Annotated in this window: 14 protein-coding genes; 11 read left to right on the forward strand and 3 right to left on the reverse strand. The window is 67.2% G+C overall.

Going from position 1 to position 16,343, the window contains the following annotated elements:
* The first annotated feature begins 1 nt into the window (after nucleotide 1).
* From QRN21_RS13555 to QRN21_RS13565, 3 genes are read left to right on the forward strand one after another with little or no spacing between them, the layout of a single operon-like run.
* A complete protein-coding gene (locus QRN21_RS13555; protein WP_285364519.1) occupies nucleotides 2–946 on the forward strand; it encodes a sugar phosphate isomerase/epimerase family protein in 945 nt (314 codons plus the stop codon).
* A 28-nt stretch (nucleotides 947–974) separates the two neighbouring features.
* Entirely contained in the window at nucleotides 975–1,988 is a 1,014-nt protein-coding gene (locus tag QRN21_RS13560; RefSeq protein ID WP_285364521.1) for a Gfo/Idh/MocA family oxidoreductase, read from the forward strand.
* A 17-nt stretch (nucleotides 1,989–2,005) separates the two neighbouring features.
* On the forward strand, nucleotides 2,006–2,872 hold the full coding sequence (locus QRN21_RS13565; protein ID WP_285364525.1) for a sugar phosphate isomerase/epimerase family protein: 867 nt from the start codon (nucleotides 2,006–2,008) through the stop codon (nucleotides 2,870–2,872).
* A gap of 136 nt (nucleotides 2,873–3,008) precedes the next feature.
* Here the strand turns inward: QRN21_RS13565 and QRN21_RS13570 are convergent, their stop codons facing one another.
* The gene (locus QRN21_RS13570; protein WP_285364527.1) at nucleotides 3,009–4,457 is read right to left on the reverse strand and encodes a sugar porter family MFS transporter; all 1,449 of its coding nucleotides are present in this window, start codon (nucleotides 4,455–4,457) and stop codon (nucleotides 3,009–3,011) included.
* Between the two features lie 182 nt (nucleotides 4,458–4,639).
* Between QRN21_RS13570 and QRN21_RS13575 the strand changes: the two genes are divergently transcribed.
* Nucleotides 4,640–5,047, forward strand: coding sequence for a tautomerase family protein (locus QRN21_RS13575; protein WP_285364529.1), 408 nt, complete (start codon nucleotides 4,640–4,642; stop codon nucleotides 5,045–5,047).
* A gap of 24 nt (nucleotides 5,048–5,071) precedes the next feature.
* Here the strand turns inward: QRN21_RS13575 and QRN21_RS13580 are convergent, their stop codons facing one another.
* Nucleotides 5,072–6,100, reverse strand: coding sequence for a LacI family DNA-binding transcriptional regulator (locus QRN21_RS13580; protein WP_285364531.1), 1,029 nt, complete (start codon nucleotides 6,098–6,100; stop codon nucleotides 5,072–5,074).
* Between the two features lie 144 nt (nucleotides 6,101–6,244).
* Here QRN21_RS13580 and uxaC point away from each other — a divergent pair, with 144 nt between their 5' ends.
* The 7 genes from uxaC to QRN21_RS13615 all read left to right on the forward strand — a co-directional run bounded on the left by uxaC (nucleotide 6,245) and on the right by QRN21_RS13615 (nucleotide 15,722).
* Complete coding sequence (gene uxaC / locus QRN21_RS13585) at nucleotides 6,245–7,642, forward strand: glucuronate isomerase (RefSeq protein WP_285364533.1); 1,398 nt, start codon at nucleotides 6,245–6,247, stop codon at nucleotides 7,640–7,642.
* Nucleotides 7,639–8,937 (forward strand): mannitol dehydrogenase family protein, encoded by a 1,299-nt coding sequence (locus tag QRN21_RS13590; RefSeq protein ID WP_285364535.1) that lies wholly within the window; start codon nucleotides 7,639–7,641, stop codon nucleotides 8,935–8,937. Before uxaC ends, QRN21_RS13590 begins: the two co-directional genes overlap by 4 nt.
* 130 nt (nucleotides 8,938–9,067) lie before the next feature.
* Entirely contained in the window at nucleotides 9,068–10,621 is a 1,554-nt protein-coding gene (locus QRN21_RS13595) for an ABC transporter substrate-binding protein (protein WP_285364537.1), read from the forward strand.
* A gap of 55 nt (nucleotides 10,622–10,676) precedes the next feature.
* A complete protein-coding gene (locus QRN21_RS13600) occupies nucleotides 10,677–11,618 on the forward strand; it encodes an ABC transporter permease (RefSeq protein WP_072591787.1) in 942 nt (313 codons plus the stop codon).
* Nucleotides 11,615–13,438 (forward strand): ATP-binding cassette domain-containing protein, encoded by a 1,824-nt coding sequence (locus tag QRN21_RS13605; protein WP_285364539.1) that lies wholly within the window; start codon nucleotides 11,615–11,617, stop codon nucleotides 13,436–13,438. The genes QRN21_RS13600 and QRN21_RS13605 overlap by 4 nt, the downstream gene beginning before the upstream one ends.
* Nucleotides 13,435–14,259 (forward strand): ATP-binding cassette domain-containing protein, encoded by an 825-nt coding sequence (locus QRN21_RS13610; RefSeq protein WP_285364540.1) that lies wholly within the window; start codon nucleotides 13,435–13,437, stop codon nucleotides 14,257–14,259. Before QRN21_RS13605 ends, QRN21_RS13610 begins: the two co-directional genes overlap by 4 nt.
* The gene (locus QRN21_RS13615; RefSeq protein WP_285364541.1) at nucleotides 14,256–15,722 is read left to right on the forward strand and encodes a glycoside hydrolase family 43 protein; all 1,467 of its coding nucleotides are present in this window, start codon (nucleotides 14,256–14,258) and stop codon (nucleotides 15,720–15,722) included. Before QRN21_RS13610 ends, QRN21_RS13615 begins: the two co-directional genes overlap by 4 nt.
* Here QRN21_RS13615 and QRN21_RS13620 read toward each other — a convergent pair whose 3' ends face one another.
* Nucleotides 15,723–16,337 carry a TetR/AcrR family transcriptional regulator gene (locus tag QRN21_RS13620; protein ID WP_285364542.1) on the reverse strand — a complete coding sequence of 205 codons (615 nt, stop codon included), beginning with the start codon at nucleotides 16,335–16,337 and terminating at the stop codon, nucleotides 15,723–15,725. It abuts the gene before it with no gap.
* Nucleotides 16,338–16,343 lie beyond the last annotated feature (6 nt).

Below are 16,343 nucleotides of genomic sequence, written 5' to 3' on the forward strand. Positions count from 1 at the left end.
CATGACTGACACCACCACCGCATCCGTGGCCGCAGGCGCCAACCCGGGTCTGCGCATCGGCACCGCTCCCGATTCCTGGGGCGTCTGGTTCCCGGACGACCCGAAGCAGGTGCCCTGGCAGCGCTTCCTCGACGAGGTCGTCGCCGCCGGGTACTCGTGGATCGAGCTCGGCCCGTACGGCTATCTGCCGACCGACCCGCACCAGCTCGAGGACGAACTCGGCTCGCGGGGGCTCAAGCTGTCCGCGGGCACCGTCTTCACCGGATTCCACAAGGGCGACGACCAGTGGCAGCGGGCGTGGGACCAGGCCCTCGCCGTCGCCGGACTCGCATCGAAGCTCGGCGCCGAGCATCTCGTCGTTATCCCCGACCTGTGGCGCAGTGACGCGACGAGCGAGGTGCTCGAGGCGCGGACCCTCACCGACGAGCAGTGGAAGAAGCTCGCCGCGGGGCACGACCGTCTGGGCAAGGCTCTGCTCGAGGAATTCGGGGTCAAGCAGCAGTTCCACTCGCACGCGGACAGCCACGTGGGCACCACTCGTGAGGTCGTGCGATTCCTCGACGAGACCGACGAGCGGTACACGAACCTCTGCCTCGACACCGGCCACTTCGCCTACTACGGCGGCGACAACGTCAAGCTCATCCAGGAGCGCCCCGATCGCATCGGATACCTGCACCTCAAGCAGGTCGACACCTCGCTGCTCTTCGACGTGCTCAAGAACGACGTTCCTTTCGCGGATGCCGTCACGCAGGGCATCATGATCGAGCCGCCGCACGGCGTGCCCGATCTCGGACCGATCATCGACGCGGTCGCCGCGATCGACTCCGAGATCTTCGCGATCGTCGAGCAGGACATGTACGGCTGCGACGTAGACCGTCCCTTCCCCATCGCCCAGCGCACACGTGAGCACATCTTCGGATGCACCCACCTCGCCCGCATCCACTGATCCCTTCTCTTTCTGGAGCACTGAACTCATGACCACTGACCTCCGCATCGGCGTCGTCGGCGCCGGACTCATGGGCGCCGATCACATCGCCCGCATCACCCATCGCATCTCGGGCGCCGTCGTCTCGGCGATCATCGAGCCGGATCCGGGGCGTGCCGCCGCGGCTGTGTTCAACGCGCCGGGTGCTGCCGCCTTCAGCCGCGTCGAAGACGCGATTGCCGCTCACGCGGTCGACGCCGTGCTGATCGCCACACCCGGGCAGTTCCACGCCCCGGTGCTGATCCCCGCACTCGAGGCCGGCCTTCCGATCCTCTGCGAGAAGCCGCTCACGCCCGACTCCGCCACGTCGTGGGACATCATCGAGCGCGAGCAGAAGCTCGACAAGCCGCACATCCAGATCGGCTTCATGCGTCGTTTCGACCCGGAGTACGCGGCCCTGCGCGAACTGATCGCCTCAGGCGACGCCGGCGACCTGGTCATGGTGCGCGGTGTGCACCGCAACCCGTCCGTGCCCGACAGCTATACGCAGACGATGCTCATCACGGATTCGGTCGTGCATGAATTCGATGTGATCCCGTGGTTGGCCGGATCCGCTGTGAAGTCGGTCGAGATCAAGTTCCCGCGTCGGAACACTCTCACCCCCGAGCACCTGCGCGAGCCCATCCTCGTGATCATGGAGCTCGAGAACGGTGTGCTCGTCGATGTCGAGATGAACGTGAGCGTGCAGTTCGGCTACCAGGTCGGCACCGAGGCGGTGTTCGAGAAGGGCATCGCCCGCATCGGACAGCCGTCCGGCCTGCAGCAGTGGCGCGACGGACAGTTCTCGATCAAGGACCACACGAGCTTCACGACGCGCTTCGCGGAGGCGTACGACCGCCAGATCCAGCGGTGGGTGAATGCCGTCAAGGACGGCCGTCTTGTCGATGGTCCGAATGCCTGGGACGGATACCTCGTCGCACTCGCGTGCGAGGCGGGGGTCAAGGCGCTCGACGGCGGTATCGTTCCCGTCGAGGCAGCTGAGCGTCCTGCGTTCTACGCCTGAGCCGGAGAGGAACCGACATGGTCCGCATCGCACTCGACCCCACGCCGTACCACCACGATCACGCGCTCCTCGACTTCCCTGATGTCGCCGCACGTCTCGGGTACGAGTATCTGCACCTCACGCCGCACGCCGACTTCGCCCCGTTCTTCCGGCATCCGAAGGCGGATGATGCGCTCGCCGCGGCTCTCAAGAAGCGCGCGGTGGACGCCGGTGTGGCGATCCCTGCGCTGCTCCCTGTGCAGCGGATCTCGTCTCCGGTCGAGACGGAGCGCGCAGCCGCCGTGCGCAACATGCGGCGCATCATCGAGCTGGCCGTCGCTCTGGACGCCCCGGTGCTGAACACCGAGTTCTCGGGTCGACCGGAGCTCCAGGAGGAGAGCGAAGACGCGTTCTACCGCTCGATGGAGGAGCTGCTGCCGATCCTCGAGAAGGAAGGGGTGCGGCTGAACATCGACCCGCACCCCGACGACTTCGTCGAGGACGGGCTCGAGGCCTGGCGGGTCATCCGCGGGCTGAACTCGTCGGCCGTCGGATTCGTGTACGTCGCCTCTCACACGTTCCACTACGGCGACCGTGCGGCGACCCTGCTTCCTGAGATCGGTGAGCGACTGGGGGCGGTCTACGCCGCCGACACATTCGACCACCATCGCTCTCACGGCCTGCGCTACATCTCGAACCCACCCGGCAACGCGGCCCGCGTGCACCAGCACCTGCAGATCGGCGACGGCGACGTGAACTGGATCGAGCTGTTCGACACGCTGCGGGCGAGCGGATATCTCGATCGCCCAGACGCGCTGCTGGTCTCGAACGTCTTCGCCGAGGATGAGCGGGCAGACGAGGTCTCACGCTTCCAGCTGCAGAGGCTGCGCGAACTGATCGGCTGAGGTCCCGCGCACGAGTCGCGTCGCGCCGACAAGCCCCCTCCTCGATCTCGAGGAGGGGGCTTCGCTGTGGCCGGCGCACGAAGAGAGGGGGGTGGGGAGCCGGTCAGGCTCCCCACCCCCTCTCAGAGGCGATGCATCAGCGCCCTGCGAGGCGCTCCCGGCGAGGGATCGTGCGGATCGCCTGGGTGCGGAAGTCGGTCTCGAGCGTCTCGAGCGAGCGGCCCTTGGTCTCAGGAACCTGGGTGAGCACGAACCACAGCGAGACGGCGTTGATCGCCGCGAAGAGCGCGAAAGTCCAGGTCGAACCGATGCCTTCGACGATCTGCGGGAAGACGAACGAGATGAACGCGTTCACGGTCCAGAGCACGAACACGGCGAGCCCCATCGCGAGTCCGCGGATCGCCAGCGGGAAGATCTCGCTCAGCAGCAGCCAGACGACGGTGCCGATGAAGCCCTGCACGAAGGCGACGAAGAGCATCATCGCGGCGAGGATCAGGTAGCTGACCCCGTCTGACTGGGGCAGCAGGAAGACCAGGGAGAGCACGATCTGCGAGCCGACCACGCCGCTGAAGCCGATGGCCAGCATCCTGCGACGGCCGATGAATCCGATCAACCAGATCCCCACGATGGTCATGATGACGCTGGTGAGCCCGACGCCGATCGTCGCGATGAGGGCGGCCTGGTCGCCGAGGCCCGTCTGGGTGAGGATGCTGGGAGCGTAGTAGTTGACCGTGTTGATGCCAGTGGCCTGCTGCACCGTCGCGAGACCGAAGCCGACGTACAGGAGCCGACGCATCCAGCGGTTGTCGCGCAGCGCCCGCCACGCGTGGCGACGCTGATCGCCCTCGACGCTCGCGTTCTGCGCGATCTCGGCGAGTTCTGTCTCGACCTCGTCAGGCGTACGGCTCTTGCTGAGCACGAGTCGTGCCTCGTCGAGACGACCTCGGGCGCCGAACCAACGGGGAGACTCCGGGAGTACCAGCATTCCGATCAGGAGGATGAACGCCGGGATCGACGCCACCGCGAGCATGATGCGCCAGACGTGCGTGTCACTGATCAGAACGGCGAGCAGCGCGTTGATCGCGAAGGCGAGCAGCTGTCCCGTCACGATCATCAGCTCGTTGATCGTCACCATACGGCCGCGCTTGTCGGCTGGCGCCATCTCTGCGAGGTAGAGGGGGCACGCCACGGCGGCGGCGCCGACTCCGAACCCGAGGAAGATGCGCGCGATGACCATGATCGTGACGTTCGGGGCGATCGCGCAGGCGATGGCTCCGATGAGGAAGATCACGGCGCAGACGAGAAGGCTGCGCTTGCGCCCGAGCGCATCGGCGATGCGCCCACCCAGCAGCGCGCCGAAGGCGGCGCCGGGGAAGAGGAGTGCGCTGACGACCCAGGCTTCTTCTCCCGTGGACATCGCGAGGTCATCGCGCATGTACAGCAGCGCACCGGAGATGACCCCGGTGTCGTAGCCGAAGAGCAGACCGCCGAGGGTGGAGATCACCGTGAGGCGAGCGAGGAACCCCCGCCCTGCGGTGCCGCCGGTCACAACCGACGACGGTCTGGTGATGCGGGAATTCGACACGAGGACGCTCCTTTGCGTGGAATCGCCACGCGGTGGATGCCGCAGCGGCGGAAGGGTGGTGCGGAACACGATAGCGCGTTCCATGTAAAGACATTCTTGCATGGAGGAGAGAGTGGATGCAAGAGTTTGACGGACTGATCCGACTAATGTGAGAATGTCAGGACAAATACTCAGGAGGATTCATGCCACTCGTACGTATCGACCACAGTGACGCCCGCTCGAACTCCCAGGAGATCTCGGAAGCGATCCACGACGCGATCGTCGAGGTCTACGGCATCCCCGTCCGCGACCGATTCCAGGTGATCACCTCTCGATCGACGACCACGATCATCGCGGAGGATGCCGGGCTCGGCTTCGATCGGACCGACCCCGTGATCATCCAGATCTTCACCCAGCGCGGGCGCAGCGACCAGATGAAGCAGAACCTGTATGCCGAGATCGCAGCCCGACTCGCTGCGGTGGGCGTCGCGGGCGAGGACGTCTTCATCGGGTACGTCGAGAACGGCCCTCAGGACTGGTCGTTCGGATTCGGTCGGGCGCAGTACTTGACTGGCGAACTCGCCGTACCCTCCGCCGCTCCCTCGGTCTGACCGCGAGACCTACGTGTCGGGCGCTCAGCTCACGGGGCGCGCCGTCGATTCGCGCACGACGAGATCGAGCGGTAGGACGACCTTCGACGGGGCGCGATTCCGCTCGGGCTCGATGAGTGTCTCCATGGCCCGCGTGCCGATCTCGCGCAGCGGCGAGTGGAGCGTCGTCAGTGCCGGCACGGCGAGCTCGGCGCTGAAGATGTCGTCGAACCCGATGACGCTGAACGCCTCAGGCAGGGTGAGGCCGGCGCCGCGGGCTGCTCGGAGCAGGCCGTGAGCGACCAGGTCGTTGTAGGCCAGAACGGCGGTCACGCCGCTGGCGCGCACGCGGCGCAGGGCATCCGCACCCGCGGCGACGGTCGGGGCATCCACGGTGATCTCGACCAGAGAGATGTCACGCGACAGCGCGAGGTCGAGGGTGAGATCCCAGCGGGCGCGATTGATCTGCACACCGCCGAGCCCGAGGTACGCGACGGACCGGTGTCCGAGATCGCGGAGATGGTCGATGGCTGCGGTCAGCCCCATCGCCAGGTCGGGGATCACGCTCGGCAGCGAGGGCGCCGAGTGGTTCGCCGCCACGATCGGCTTCACGGCGGCGAGGGTGGCGAGGTCGGAGTCGCCGAGACGAGACGCCACGACGAGGAGCCCGTCCACGGATGCCTGCAGCGTCTCGATGGTCTCGTGCTCGATCTCCGCCGATCCCTCCGTCTCCGAGATGATCAGCGTGAAGCCGCCAGCGCGGGCGACCTGCTCAGCGCCGCGGATCAGTTCGAAGTGCACCGGGTTCGTGATGTCAGGGAGTACGATCGCGAAGGTGCCCGACCGGCCGGTGGGAAGAGCTCTCGCCATCGGGTTGGCGCGGTAGCCGAGCTCGGCGGCCGCCGCGCGGATCTTCTCTTCGGTCGCTGCGTTCGTGCGACCCGGCTTGTTCAGAGCGCGGGAGACCGTCGAGGGATTGAGGCCGACCCGCTGCGCGATGTCGTAGATGGTCGCTCGGCGGGCAGAGGTGCCAGCACTGCCAGGCACCTCATCGGGTGCTGTCAGATCGTCCATCGACATCGCGTGCTGTTCCCTTCGCTGCGACCGGCATCCGGTTCCCCGATCGTACGGCAGCAGGTCCGCCGGGATATGTCGCCGTGCGAACAACACGCTTGGCAACCGATTGACAAAACTGGCGGAAACCGATCTGATAGAGGAATGCTCCAGCCGCAACGCCGCGACCGCGACCGCCTGCTTCCTGCCGACCCGGCGACGCGCTCCGTCGCGCGATCCCTGTACGAGAGCGTCTCAGCTGCGCCCATCGTCTCGCCGCACGGCCACGTGCCGGTGGAGTGGCTCGTCGAGGATCGCCCTTTCGCCGACCCGGCATCGTTGCTGATCACGCACGACCATTACGTCACCCGGCTGCTGCATGCCTCGGGTGTCGGACTCGATGCGCTCGGCGTCGGTGGATCGCCGGCGGACCCGCGAGAGGTGTGGCGGCTGTTCGCCGAGCGCTGGCCGCTGTTCGCGGGCACGGCGTCTGGGTACTGGCTGAGCGAGTCGCTCGAGAACGTGCTCGAGCTTCGGACGCCGCTCACTGCCGCGACTGCGGACGATGCGTACGATCACATCGCCGCGAAGCTCGTCGATCCGAGCATGCGACCGCGTGCGCTCTTCGAGAGCTTCGGCATCGAGGTCCTCGCGACGACCGACGATCCACTCGATGATCTCGCGGGGCATGCTGCGCTCGCCGCCGAGGGTGCGGTCGGCAGGGTCGTTCCCACCTTCCGGCCTGATCGCTACCTCGACCCGGACGCGGCAGGGTTCGCCGCCAGCGTGCAGCGCCTGCTCGAGACCACTGGGCAGCCGAGCACATTCGCCGGCTACCTCGCAGCGCTGGAGGCGCGGAGGCGGTACTTCATCGAGCACGGCGCGGTCTCGGCCGACCACGGTGTCGAGGTGCCCGACACCCTCGATCTCGACGCAGCCGAGGGGCAGGCGCTGTTCGCCCGAGTGATGGCCGGGGATGCCGATGCTGCCGATCGCCATTCGTTCCGCGCGCACATGCTGCTGCAGATGGCCCGGATGAGCGTCGACGACGGTCTGGTCATGACGATCCATGCGGGCGTGGTCCGCAATCACAACGCGGAGACCTTCCGCAGGTTCGGGCCCGACACGGGCCACGACATTCCCCGGCGCACCGACTTCGTCGGCGGTCTGCGACCGCTGCTCGAGCGGTTCGGGCTCGAGCGCGACCTGCACCTCGTGCTGTTCGCGGTCGACGAGACCGTCTACTCGCGGGAGGTCGCGCCGCTCGCGGGCTTCTATCCGAGCGTCTACATCGGGGCTCCGTGGTGGTTCCTCGACGCACCCGACGCCATGGCCCGATTCCGGTCGGCCGTGACCGAGACCGCAGGATTCTCACGGGGGTCGGGCTTCATCGACGACACCCGCGCGTTCCTCTCGATCCCAGCCCGGCACGATACGGCGCGTCGAGCGGATGCCGCATTCCTCGCGCGCCTCGTGGTCGAGGGTCGGGTGAGCGAGGAGTCGGCGGCCGCGATCATCGGCGACATCGTCGGTCCGCAGCCGAAGCGGGTGTTCAAGCTGTGAGCGCCACGACACTCGGCGTGCGCGAGTCGCCGGCTCCGCCCGTGCGGATCGTGCACATGGGGCTCGGCGCCTTCCATCGCTCCCATCTGGCCTGGTATACGGCTCATGCCGCGGATGCAGCCGAGTGGGGGATCGCGGCGTACACCGGACGAAGCGCCGGCCTTGCGGATGATCTCACCGCCCAGGACGGCCTCTACACACTGGTCGTGCGCTCGCCGGAAGGCGACGAAGCGGAACGGATCGGCAGTATCGTCCGGGCCCATCCGGGCACCGACATCCCGTCCTTCGTGAATGACGTCGCCGCTCCCACGACAGGCATCGTCAGTCTGACGATCACCGAGGCTGCCTACGCCGACCCCGCACTGTCACGCGATCGGGCTCTGCTCGCAGACGCGGCCGGCGACGACCTCGACGGCATCCGTCCGCTCACCGCGATCGGTCGTCTCGCCCTGGGGCTCGAGGCGCGCCGGCGCGCAGCCTCGGGCCCGCTCGCACTGGTCTCCTGCGACAATCTGCCCGACAACGGCGGAGTTCTCCGTGACACCGTGCACGCGGTCGCGGGCGGGCTGCCCGGGCTCGCCGACTGGATCGATCTCCAGGTCTCGTTCGTCTCGAGTTCGGTGGATCGCATCACGCCCCGACTCTCGGACGAGGAGGCGGCTGAGCTCGCAGAGCGCTACGGGGATCGTGCACCGGTCGTCGCCGAGCCGTTCTCCGACTGGGTCATCGCTGGGGAGTTCCCTGCGGGCAGACCGGAGTGGGAGACGGCGGGAGCGCGCTTCACCGACGACCTCGAACCGTGGGAGGCGCGGAAGCTCTGGCTACTGAACGGTGCTCACACCCTGCTCGCCTCGGTCGGTCGACTTCGGGGGCATCTCACCGTCTCCGAAGCGATAGCCGACGCAGAGTGTCTCCGTGCTGTCGACGCGTACTGGGACGAGGCATGCCGCCATCTTCCGGCAGAGCTCGAGCTGCCCGAATACCGTACGGCGCTGCTCGGGCGGTTCCGGAACCCCCGCATCCGGCACCTACTCGCGCAGATCGCACTCGACGCCGACACCAAGATGCGGGTGCGTATCGCGCCGGTGGCTGAGCGTGAACGCGCGGCGGGCCGCACCGGTGCTGCGTGCGCGGCGGTCGTCGCTGCGTGGCTGGCAATCGACGGCGGGGCATCGGATCGTGCAGGGGTGGAACGCGCGGTCGCCGACCTCAGCCCTGTGCTCGGTGGTGATGAGGTGTTCGTAGATGCGGTGTTCGCGGGCCGCCGGTCTTTTGCGGATCTCACGCTTCGGTAACAAGTTGGCAATCGGTTGTCAAAACTCCAGAACCCTGCTTTACTGACATCAGACGTCGCCGTCCTCGTCCGCCACACCCCGCTGACAAGCGGTTGCGCATCAAGTCGTTTCATCCAAAGGAGTATGAACAATGTGGAACACCCGTAAGCACCGTCGCCGAGTGGCTCTGCCCGCTGCGATCCTCATCACCGCACTCGCGGTCACCGGCTGCGCTGCCGGAAGCGACTCGACGCCCGAAGGCACGTCGGCGGCCGTCGTCGAGAAGGACCTCGCAGTCGCCGCGGTGTCTGCCCCCAACTCGCTCGATCCCGCTCAGATCGTCGACGGTCAGCAGATGTTCGTCTGGTCGTCGATCCTCGACACCTTGCTGCGCAAGGACCCGGAGACCGGTGAACTGCTCCCCGGCGCCGCAGAGAAGTGGGAGTACAACGAAGACGGCACCCAGCTGACCCTCACGCTGCGCGACGGCATGACGTTCAGCTCGGGAGACCCGGTGGATGCTGCCGCGGTCGCTGCGACCCTGCTGCGTTCGAAGGCCACGCCCGGAGCCGTACAGAGCCGCCTCGCCGCGGTCGCGGACGTCGTGGCAGAGGACGACAAGACCGTCGTCATCAGCTTCTCGGCATTCGACCCCCAGTTCCTCGACAACCTCGCCCAGGGCCCTGGTGCCATCGGCGATCCCGCGACCATGGATGAAGAGCGCACGGCCACCGACCCGATCGGATCCGGCCCGTTCACTCTCGACGTCGACAAGACCGTCCCGGGCAGCAGCTACGTCCTCGTCAAGCGCGATGAGTACTGGGACGCCGACAATGTGCCGTTCAAGACGCTCACCGTCAAGGTGCTGCAGGACCCGACGGCATCGCTCAACGCACTGCAGGCGGGCGAGCTCAACGCGGCGACCGTGCAGTCGCAGGTCGTCTCGCAGCTCGACGCGAACAAGTTCACCATCACGGTGAACGACGCGGTGGCCGTGGGGTACCTCAACATCCTCGATCGCGCCGGCGAGAAGTTCCCGGCGCTCGGTGACGTGAAGGTGCGTCAGGCGATCAACATGGCGATCGACCGCGAGGGCGTGCTCAAGGGCATCTTCAGTGGAGTGGGCATCGCCACGACGCAGCTGGTCAGCCCGTTCGGCGAGGTCTACGACGAGAAGCTGAACGACGCGTACGAGTATGACCCCGAGAAGGGCAAGGAGCTCGTCGAAGAGGCGGGCTACGCCGGCGAGACCTTCCAGATCCCGAGCACCTTCCTCAGCACCACGATCGAGCCCGTGCTGACGCAGGCGTTCGCCGACATCGGTCTGACCCTCGAGTGGGTCACCGTGCCGCCGCAGCAGGCGCAGGCAGCTGCCCGTTCCGGTGACTACGGGCTGTACTACCAGATCCTCGGATTCAACTCGGACTCGGCAGATCTCGCGACCACGATCGGCGCCGCCGGCTTCGGCAACCCGACCGGGTACACCGATCCGACGCTCGATGGCTACTTCGACGAGATCAACAACACCGTCGACTTCGCGGATGCTCTCCCGGTCTACAAGGAGCTGAACGAGTACGTCGTGGATCAGGCGCTCGTCGCCCCGATCGCCTATATCGGAGCGACGTGGGCGACCGCTGACGGGATCACCTACGTCGGCAAGGCGAACACCCTCGCAACCATCCGACAGTTCGACGTCACCGAGTGAGTGACGGGTGGGGATGCGGCGCGCCGCATCCCCACCACACACCGGGAGTCTCTTGATGCTCAGCTATATCCTCCGCCGACTCGGCGCCGGCGTCGTGCTCGCGATTCTGGTCACCCTCATCACCTTCCTTCTCCTCAGCACTTCGTTCAACGACGTCGCTCAGGCCATCCTCGGCACGTCGGCGACGCCCGATGTGGTCGATGATCTGATCGCAGCGAAGGGGTGGGATCGCCCTGTCATCGTGCAGTACTTCGACTGGCTGATCCACGCCGTGCAGGGTGACTTCGGCGTCTCGGTGTACACCTCACTGCCCGTCGGACCCTCTGTGCTGCAGCGGCTCGCGGTCACCCTCTCGATCATCGTCCCAGCACTGATCCTGACGGTCATCCTCTCCGTCTTCCTCGGCGTCTGGGCGGCATCGCGCGGCGGGATCGTCGACCGCATCGCCCAGGGGATCTCGCTCATCGGCTACATCGTTCCCGGTCTCCTCCTGGCGATCGTCCTCGTCGTCGTGTTCGCGGTGCAGCTCAAGTGGCTTCCGGCCACCGGGTTCACGCCGTTCGCCGAGGACCCGGGGGCATGGGTGCGCAGCATCACCATCCCGGTGATCGTGCTGACCATCGGCGGCGTCGCCAACATGGCGGCCCAGGTGCGAGGCAGGATGATCGACGAGCTCCGTCGCGACTACATCCGAACCCTGCGCACGCGGGGATCGTCGACCACCTCGATCGTCATCAAGCACGCTCTGCGCAACGCCGCGAGCCCCGCGCTCACGGTGATGTCGCTGGAGTTCATCCAGATGTTCGGCGGCGCACTCATCATCGAGAACGTGTTCGCGCTCCCGGGCTACGGAAGCTTCGCGTTCAACGCCTCCCTGCAGGGCGACATCCCCGTGATCATGGGCATCACCGCCTTCGGCGTGCTGCTCGTCACCGTCGTCAACCTCCTCACCGACCTGGCCAACGGTTGGCTGAACCCGAAAGCGAGAGTCCATTGAGCGACGAACGCCCACCCCAGACCACCACCGGCACCGTGACACCTCCCAGCACCGAGCTGCTCGTCACCCTCGAGAACGCAGCGAAGACCCGCACGTCGACCTGGCGCCGCATTCTGCGCGACCCGCAGGCCGTCGTGACGCTCGGGCTTCTCGCCGTGATCTTCCTGCTCGGGCTGCTCACACCGTGGCTCGCGCCGCACGGTCCGAACGACGCCGATCTTGCGATGATCAACGCGCCGGTCGGCACCCCCGGGTACCTGCTCGGTGCCGACGAGGCCGGGCGCGACATCCTGTCGCGGCTGCTGCACTCGATCAACACGGCAGCGATCTCGGCTCTGATCGGAGCCGGTGTCGCCCTGCTCGTCGGAGTGGTCGCCGGCCTCATCGGCGGCTACTTCGGAACCGTGACGCGAGCCACCACCGAGTGGCTGTTCAACCTCATCATGACCTTCCCCGGCATCCTGCTGCTGATCATCCTGATGCCGGTCACCGGGGGCGACTACCGCTTCACGATGCTGATCTTCGGCGTGCTGCTGTCGCCCGGCATCTACCGCATCGTTCGCAACCTCGTGCTCGGGGTGAAGAACGAGCTCTATGTCGATGCCGCCCGAGTGTCGGGGCTCGGCAACCTGCGTATCCTCGGTCGCCACGTGCTCTTCGTCGTGAGAGGGCCGATCATCATCGCCGCAGCCTTCATGGCGGGCTCTGCGATCGCCGTGCAGTCGGGTCTCGCCTTCCTCGGCGTCGGTTCGCTGCAGATCCCGAGCTTCGGGTCGATGATCTCCTCGGGCTTCCGCAACCTGTACATCGCGCCCACGCAGTTCCTGTGGCCGAGCCTCCTGCTCGGCGTCATCACGGCGTCTCTCGTGCTGCTCGGCAACGCCCTGCGTGACATCCTGGAGGGCTCCATGCCGAAGCCGGCCAAGGTCGGACGCGGCCAGCGTGTGCTGGACAGCGCCGGAGAAGCGACGGCCGCGCGCACGGGACTGCTCGAGATCAACGAGCTCGCCATCGCCTATCCGCGTCCGAGTGGCGGCCTGAACGAGGTCGTACGCGGCGTCGACCTGTCGATCGCCCGCGGGCAGATCGTCGGGCTGGTCGGCGAATCCGGGTCGGGAAAATCGCAGACAGCGTTCGCCTCGCTGGGGGTGCTGCCCAACGAGGCGGTCATCACCCGCGGGTCGATCCGCTTCGACGGGCGCGAACTCGTCGGCCTCACGGATGCGCAGATGCGTCCGCTGCGCGGCAAGGAGATCGCGTACATCCCCCAGGAACCCATGTCGAACCTCGATCCGTCGTACAGGGTCGGCGCACAGCTCGTCGAGGGCGTACGGTCGGCGCTCGGCGTGACCCGCGCGGAGGCATCCGCCCGGGTGCTCGCGCTGCTCGAGAGGGTCGGCATCGCTGACCCGAAGCGCACCTTCGACTCGTACCCCCATCAGATCTCGGGCGGCATGGCGCAGCGTGTGCTGATCGCGGGCGCCGTCGCGAGCCGGCCGAAGCTGCTGATCGCCGACGAGCCGACGACGGCACTGGACGTCACGGTGCAGGCCGAGATCCTCGACCTGCTGCGAGACCTGCAGTCCGAGCTCGACATGGCGATCCTCCTGGTCACTCACAACTTCGGTGTCGTCGCCGACCTGTGCGACCGCATCGCGGTCATGCAGCATGGCGTGATCGTCGAGTCCGGCACCGCTGCGGAGGTGTTCTCACACCCGACGCACGAGTACACGAAGATGCTGCTCGGTGCGATCCTCGACGAGAGCACGGTCCGCACCGATCCGCCCGTCGCGGCCTCCGATGAAAGGACAGACCGATGAGCCTTCTCGAGGTCGATGAGCTTCGTGTCGCCTTCCCCGGACGTGGATGGCGGGCCAAGCCGGTCGAGGTGCTGCACGGCGTCTCGCTCAGCGTCGCGCCGGGGGAGACCCTGGGGCTTGTCGGCGAATCCGGATCGGGCAAGACCACGATCGGACGCGCGGTGCTGGGCCTGGTGAAGCCGTCCGGCGGCGACATCCGGTTCGACGGGACGTCGATCGCCGGAATCTCACCTCGCGATCGTCGTCGCCTGTCTCGTGACATCCAGGTGGTGTTCCAAGACCCGTACACGTCGCTCAACCCGTCGATGACCATCGGCGACATCCTCGCCGAGCCGCTGGTGATCCAGGGCGCGACGGCGAAGGATGCACGCTCGCGGGTCAAGACCCTGCTCGACCAGGTCGGGTTGCCCTCGGATGCCGTCGAGCGACTGCCCCGAGAGTTCTCGGGCGGTCAGCGTCAGCGTGTAGCCATCGCGCGCGCGCTGGCTCCTGAGCCTCGCCTGATCGTGTGCGATGAGCCGGTGTCTGCTCTGGACCTCTCGACCCAGGCACGCGTGCTCGATCTGTTCGTCGAGATCCAGAGGGCGACCGGGGTCGCCTACCTCTTCGTGTCGCACGATCTCTCGGTCGTCCGCCACATCAGTCACCGGGTGGCCGTTCTGTACCGCGGCGACCTCGTCGAGACCGGACCTGCCGAGCACGTGACCTCGACCCCCGACCATCCCTACACGCAGAAGCTGCTGCTCGCGGCGCCGGTCGCCGACCCCTCCCGTCAGCGCGAGCGGCGACTCGAGCGCCGCCGAATCATGGAGGCATCATGACCCAGAATCCGATAATCCCCGGATACCACCCGGATCCGTCGATCTGCCGCGTCGGCGACGACTACTACCTCGCGAACTCGAGCTTCGAGTACTCGCCGGGCGTTCCGCTGTTCCACTCCCGTGACCTCGTCTCGTGGACGCAGGTCGGCAACATCCTCGATCGCCCCGAGCACCTCGACGTGCGTACCGGGCTCGCGGGAGCGAGCGGGGGGATCTACGCCCCGACACTGAGGCATCACGACGGCCGGTTCTGGATGATCACGACGAACATCCACGAGGTGGGGCGGGGTCACATCCTCGTGCACGCCGAGGATTCCGCCGGCCCGTGGAGCGATCCCGTCTACGTCGCAGGGCTCATCGGCATCGACCCCGACATCGCGTGGGACGACGACGGCACCTGCGTCGTGACGTGGAGCGACGTGATGCGCGGCGGAATCTCGCAGGCCGTCATCGACCCGCTGACCGGTGAGGTGCTGTCGGAGCCGCGGTCGCTGTGGGCGGGAACCGGTGGTGCGCACGCCGAAGGGCCTCACCTGATCCGCCGCGGGGAGTGGTGGTACCTGCTGGTCGCCGAGGGCGGTACGGGGCCCGGCCATATGGTGACGATCGCGCGATCCTCGAGCATCAGCGGACCCTTCGAGCCGGCACCGACGAACCCCATCCTCACTCACCGCAGCACGAGCGCGGCCGTGCAGTCGACGGGGCACTCCGATCTGGTCGAGCTCGCCGAGGGATCCTGGGCACTGGTCTTCCTCGCGACGCGGCCCCGCGGCACCTTCCCGCGCTGGCACACCAACGGGCGCGAGACTTTCCTCGCGGGGGTGGACTGGGTCGACGGGTGGCCGGTCATCGACGAAGAGCGCTACGACGTCCCACTCGCGAAGACCTCGTTCGTCGAGGACTTCAGAGGCGAGGAACTGCATCCGCGGTGGATCTCGCCGGGAACCTCGCCGTCGTCGTTCGCCCGCACGAGTGCAGATGGGCTGCACCTCGAGCGGGGGCGGGGTGCGCTCGCCGCCAGTGCCGAGCGGCTGCTCGCGGTGCGCGCCGAAGACGAACTCTGGTCGGCCCGCCTGCACGCGACAGGCGACGTCGCGCTCTCGGTCCGGATGGACGACGCGCATCAGCTGATTGTCGAGCGCGTCGGTGCAGAGGTGCGCGCACGGATCGTCATCGGTCCGCTGAGCGACGTCGTCGCGCGGACAGAGGCTCCGGCGGATGCGGTGCTCGAGATTCGAGCCACGGAGTTCGAAGCCGAGCGCGGCGCGCGGCGCGGTCCCGACCTGCTGCGCGCCGGTCTCTCTTCGGTGGAGGGCTTCGTCGAGCTCGCCACGCTCGACGGCCGCTATCTGTCGACCGAGGTCGCCGGTGGATTCACAGGCAGGGTCATCGGTGTCGAGGCTCTCGGAGACCAGGTCGTCGTCAGTCGGTTCGAGTACGAATCGGGTGCCGCTGCGGAGTGATCAGTCCCGCGGGCGGGACCGCAGCTCCGGCACGAAGGTCGACATCAGCGACGTGACGCAGGTGTCTACGTCGATCGCCGAACGGTCGAAGAGCCACTGCGTGTGCAGCCCGTCCATCGCGCCGATCGTGATCGCTGCGAGGTGTGCCGGGGGCAGGTCGGTCGACAGGCGCCCCTCGTCTCGGAGCCGGGTGAACAGGCGAGTCATGAACGAGCGGATGTTGCGGTATCGCGTCTCGAAGTAGTCGTGCGCCGGGTGAGCGGGCGCCGTGGCCTCGCCGGTGAGCACGGCGCTCAGCTCGACCAGTCCGACCCGCTGGTCGCGTTCGATCAACGTCGTGGCCATGCCGCGGAGCACGTCGAGCGGATCGGCTCCGGCGCTCAAGACCTCGTTGCGTGCGAGGTAGTCGGCGCTGCGCTCGTCCTGCAGGGTGAGAACCGCCATGAGCAGGTCCTCCTTGCGGGGGAAGTGATGCAGGAGCCCGGTGTGGCTGATGCCTGCACGACGAGCGATCTCGGCCATCGAGGCTCCGTGGAAGCCGGACTCGCCGAAGATCGTGAGGCAGGCGTCCAGGATGCCGCGGCGGACGGCTGCGGTCTTGGCGTATTGGACCATCGATAC

Origin of the sequence: Microbacterium sp. LMC-P-041 (assembly GCF_030209555.1) — a bacterium.
In the GTDB taxonomy this organism is placed as follows: Bacteria; Actinomycetota; Actinomycetes; order Actinomycetales; family Microbacteriaceae; genus Microbacterium.

Excerpts from the sequence above, each read along its gene's own strand:
- QRN21_RS13555 (WP_285364519.1), top strand. The coding sequence starts at position 2 with ATGACTGACACCACCACCGCATCCGTGGCCGCAGGCGCCAACCCGGGT.
- QRN21_RS13560 (WP_285364521.1), top strand. The coding sequence starts at position 975 with ATGACCACTGACCTCCGCATCGGCGTCGTCGGCGCCGGACTCATGGGC.
- QRN21_RS13565 (WP_285364525.1), top strand. The coding sequence starts at position 2,006 with ATGGTCCGCATCGCACTCGACCCCACGCCGTACCACCACGATCACGCG.
- QRN21_RS13575 (WP_285364529.1), top strand. The coding sequence starts at position 4,640 with ATGCCACTCGTACGTATCGACCACAGTGACGCCCGCTCGAACTCCCAG.
- QRN21_RS13580 (WP_285364531.1), bottom strand. The coding sequence starts at position 6,100 with ATGGACGATCTGACAGCACCCGATGAGGTGCCTGGCAGTGCTGGCACC.
- uxaC (WP_285364533.1), top strand. The coding sequence starts at position 6,245 with ATGCTCCAGCCGCAACGCCGCGACCGCGACCGCCTGCTTCCTGCCGAC.
- QRN21_RS13595 (WP_285364537.1), top strand. The coding sequence starts at position 9,068 with ATGTGGAACACCCGTAAGCACCGTCGCCGAGTGGCTCTGCCCGCTGCG.
- QRN21_RS13600 (WP_072591787.1), top strand. The coding sequence starts at position 10,677 with ATGCTCAGCTATATCCTCCGCCGACTCGGCGCCGGCGTCGTGCTCGCG.
- QRN21_RS13610 (WP_285364540.1), top strand. The coding sequence starts at position 13,435 with ATGAGCCTTCTCGAGGTCGATGAGCTTCGTGTCGCCTTCCCCGGACGT.
- QRN21_RS13615 (WP_285364541.1), top strand. The coding sequence starts at position 14,256 with ATGACCCAGAATCCGATAATCCCCGGATACCACCCGGATCCGTCGATC.
- QRN21_RS13620 (WP_285364542.1), bottom strand. The coding sequence starts at position 16,337 with ATGGTCCAATACGCCAAGACCGCAGCCGTCCGCCGCGGCATCCTGGAC.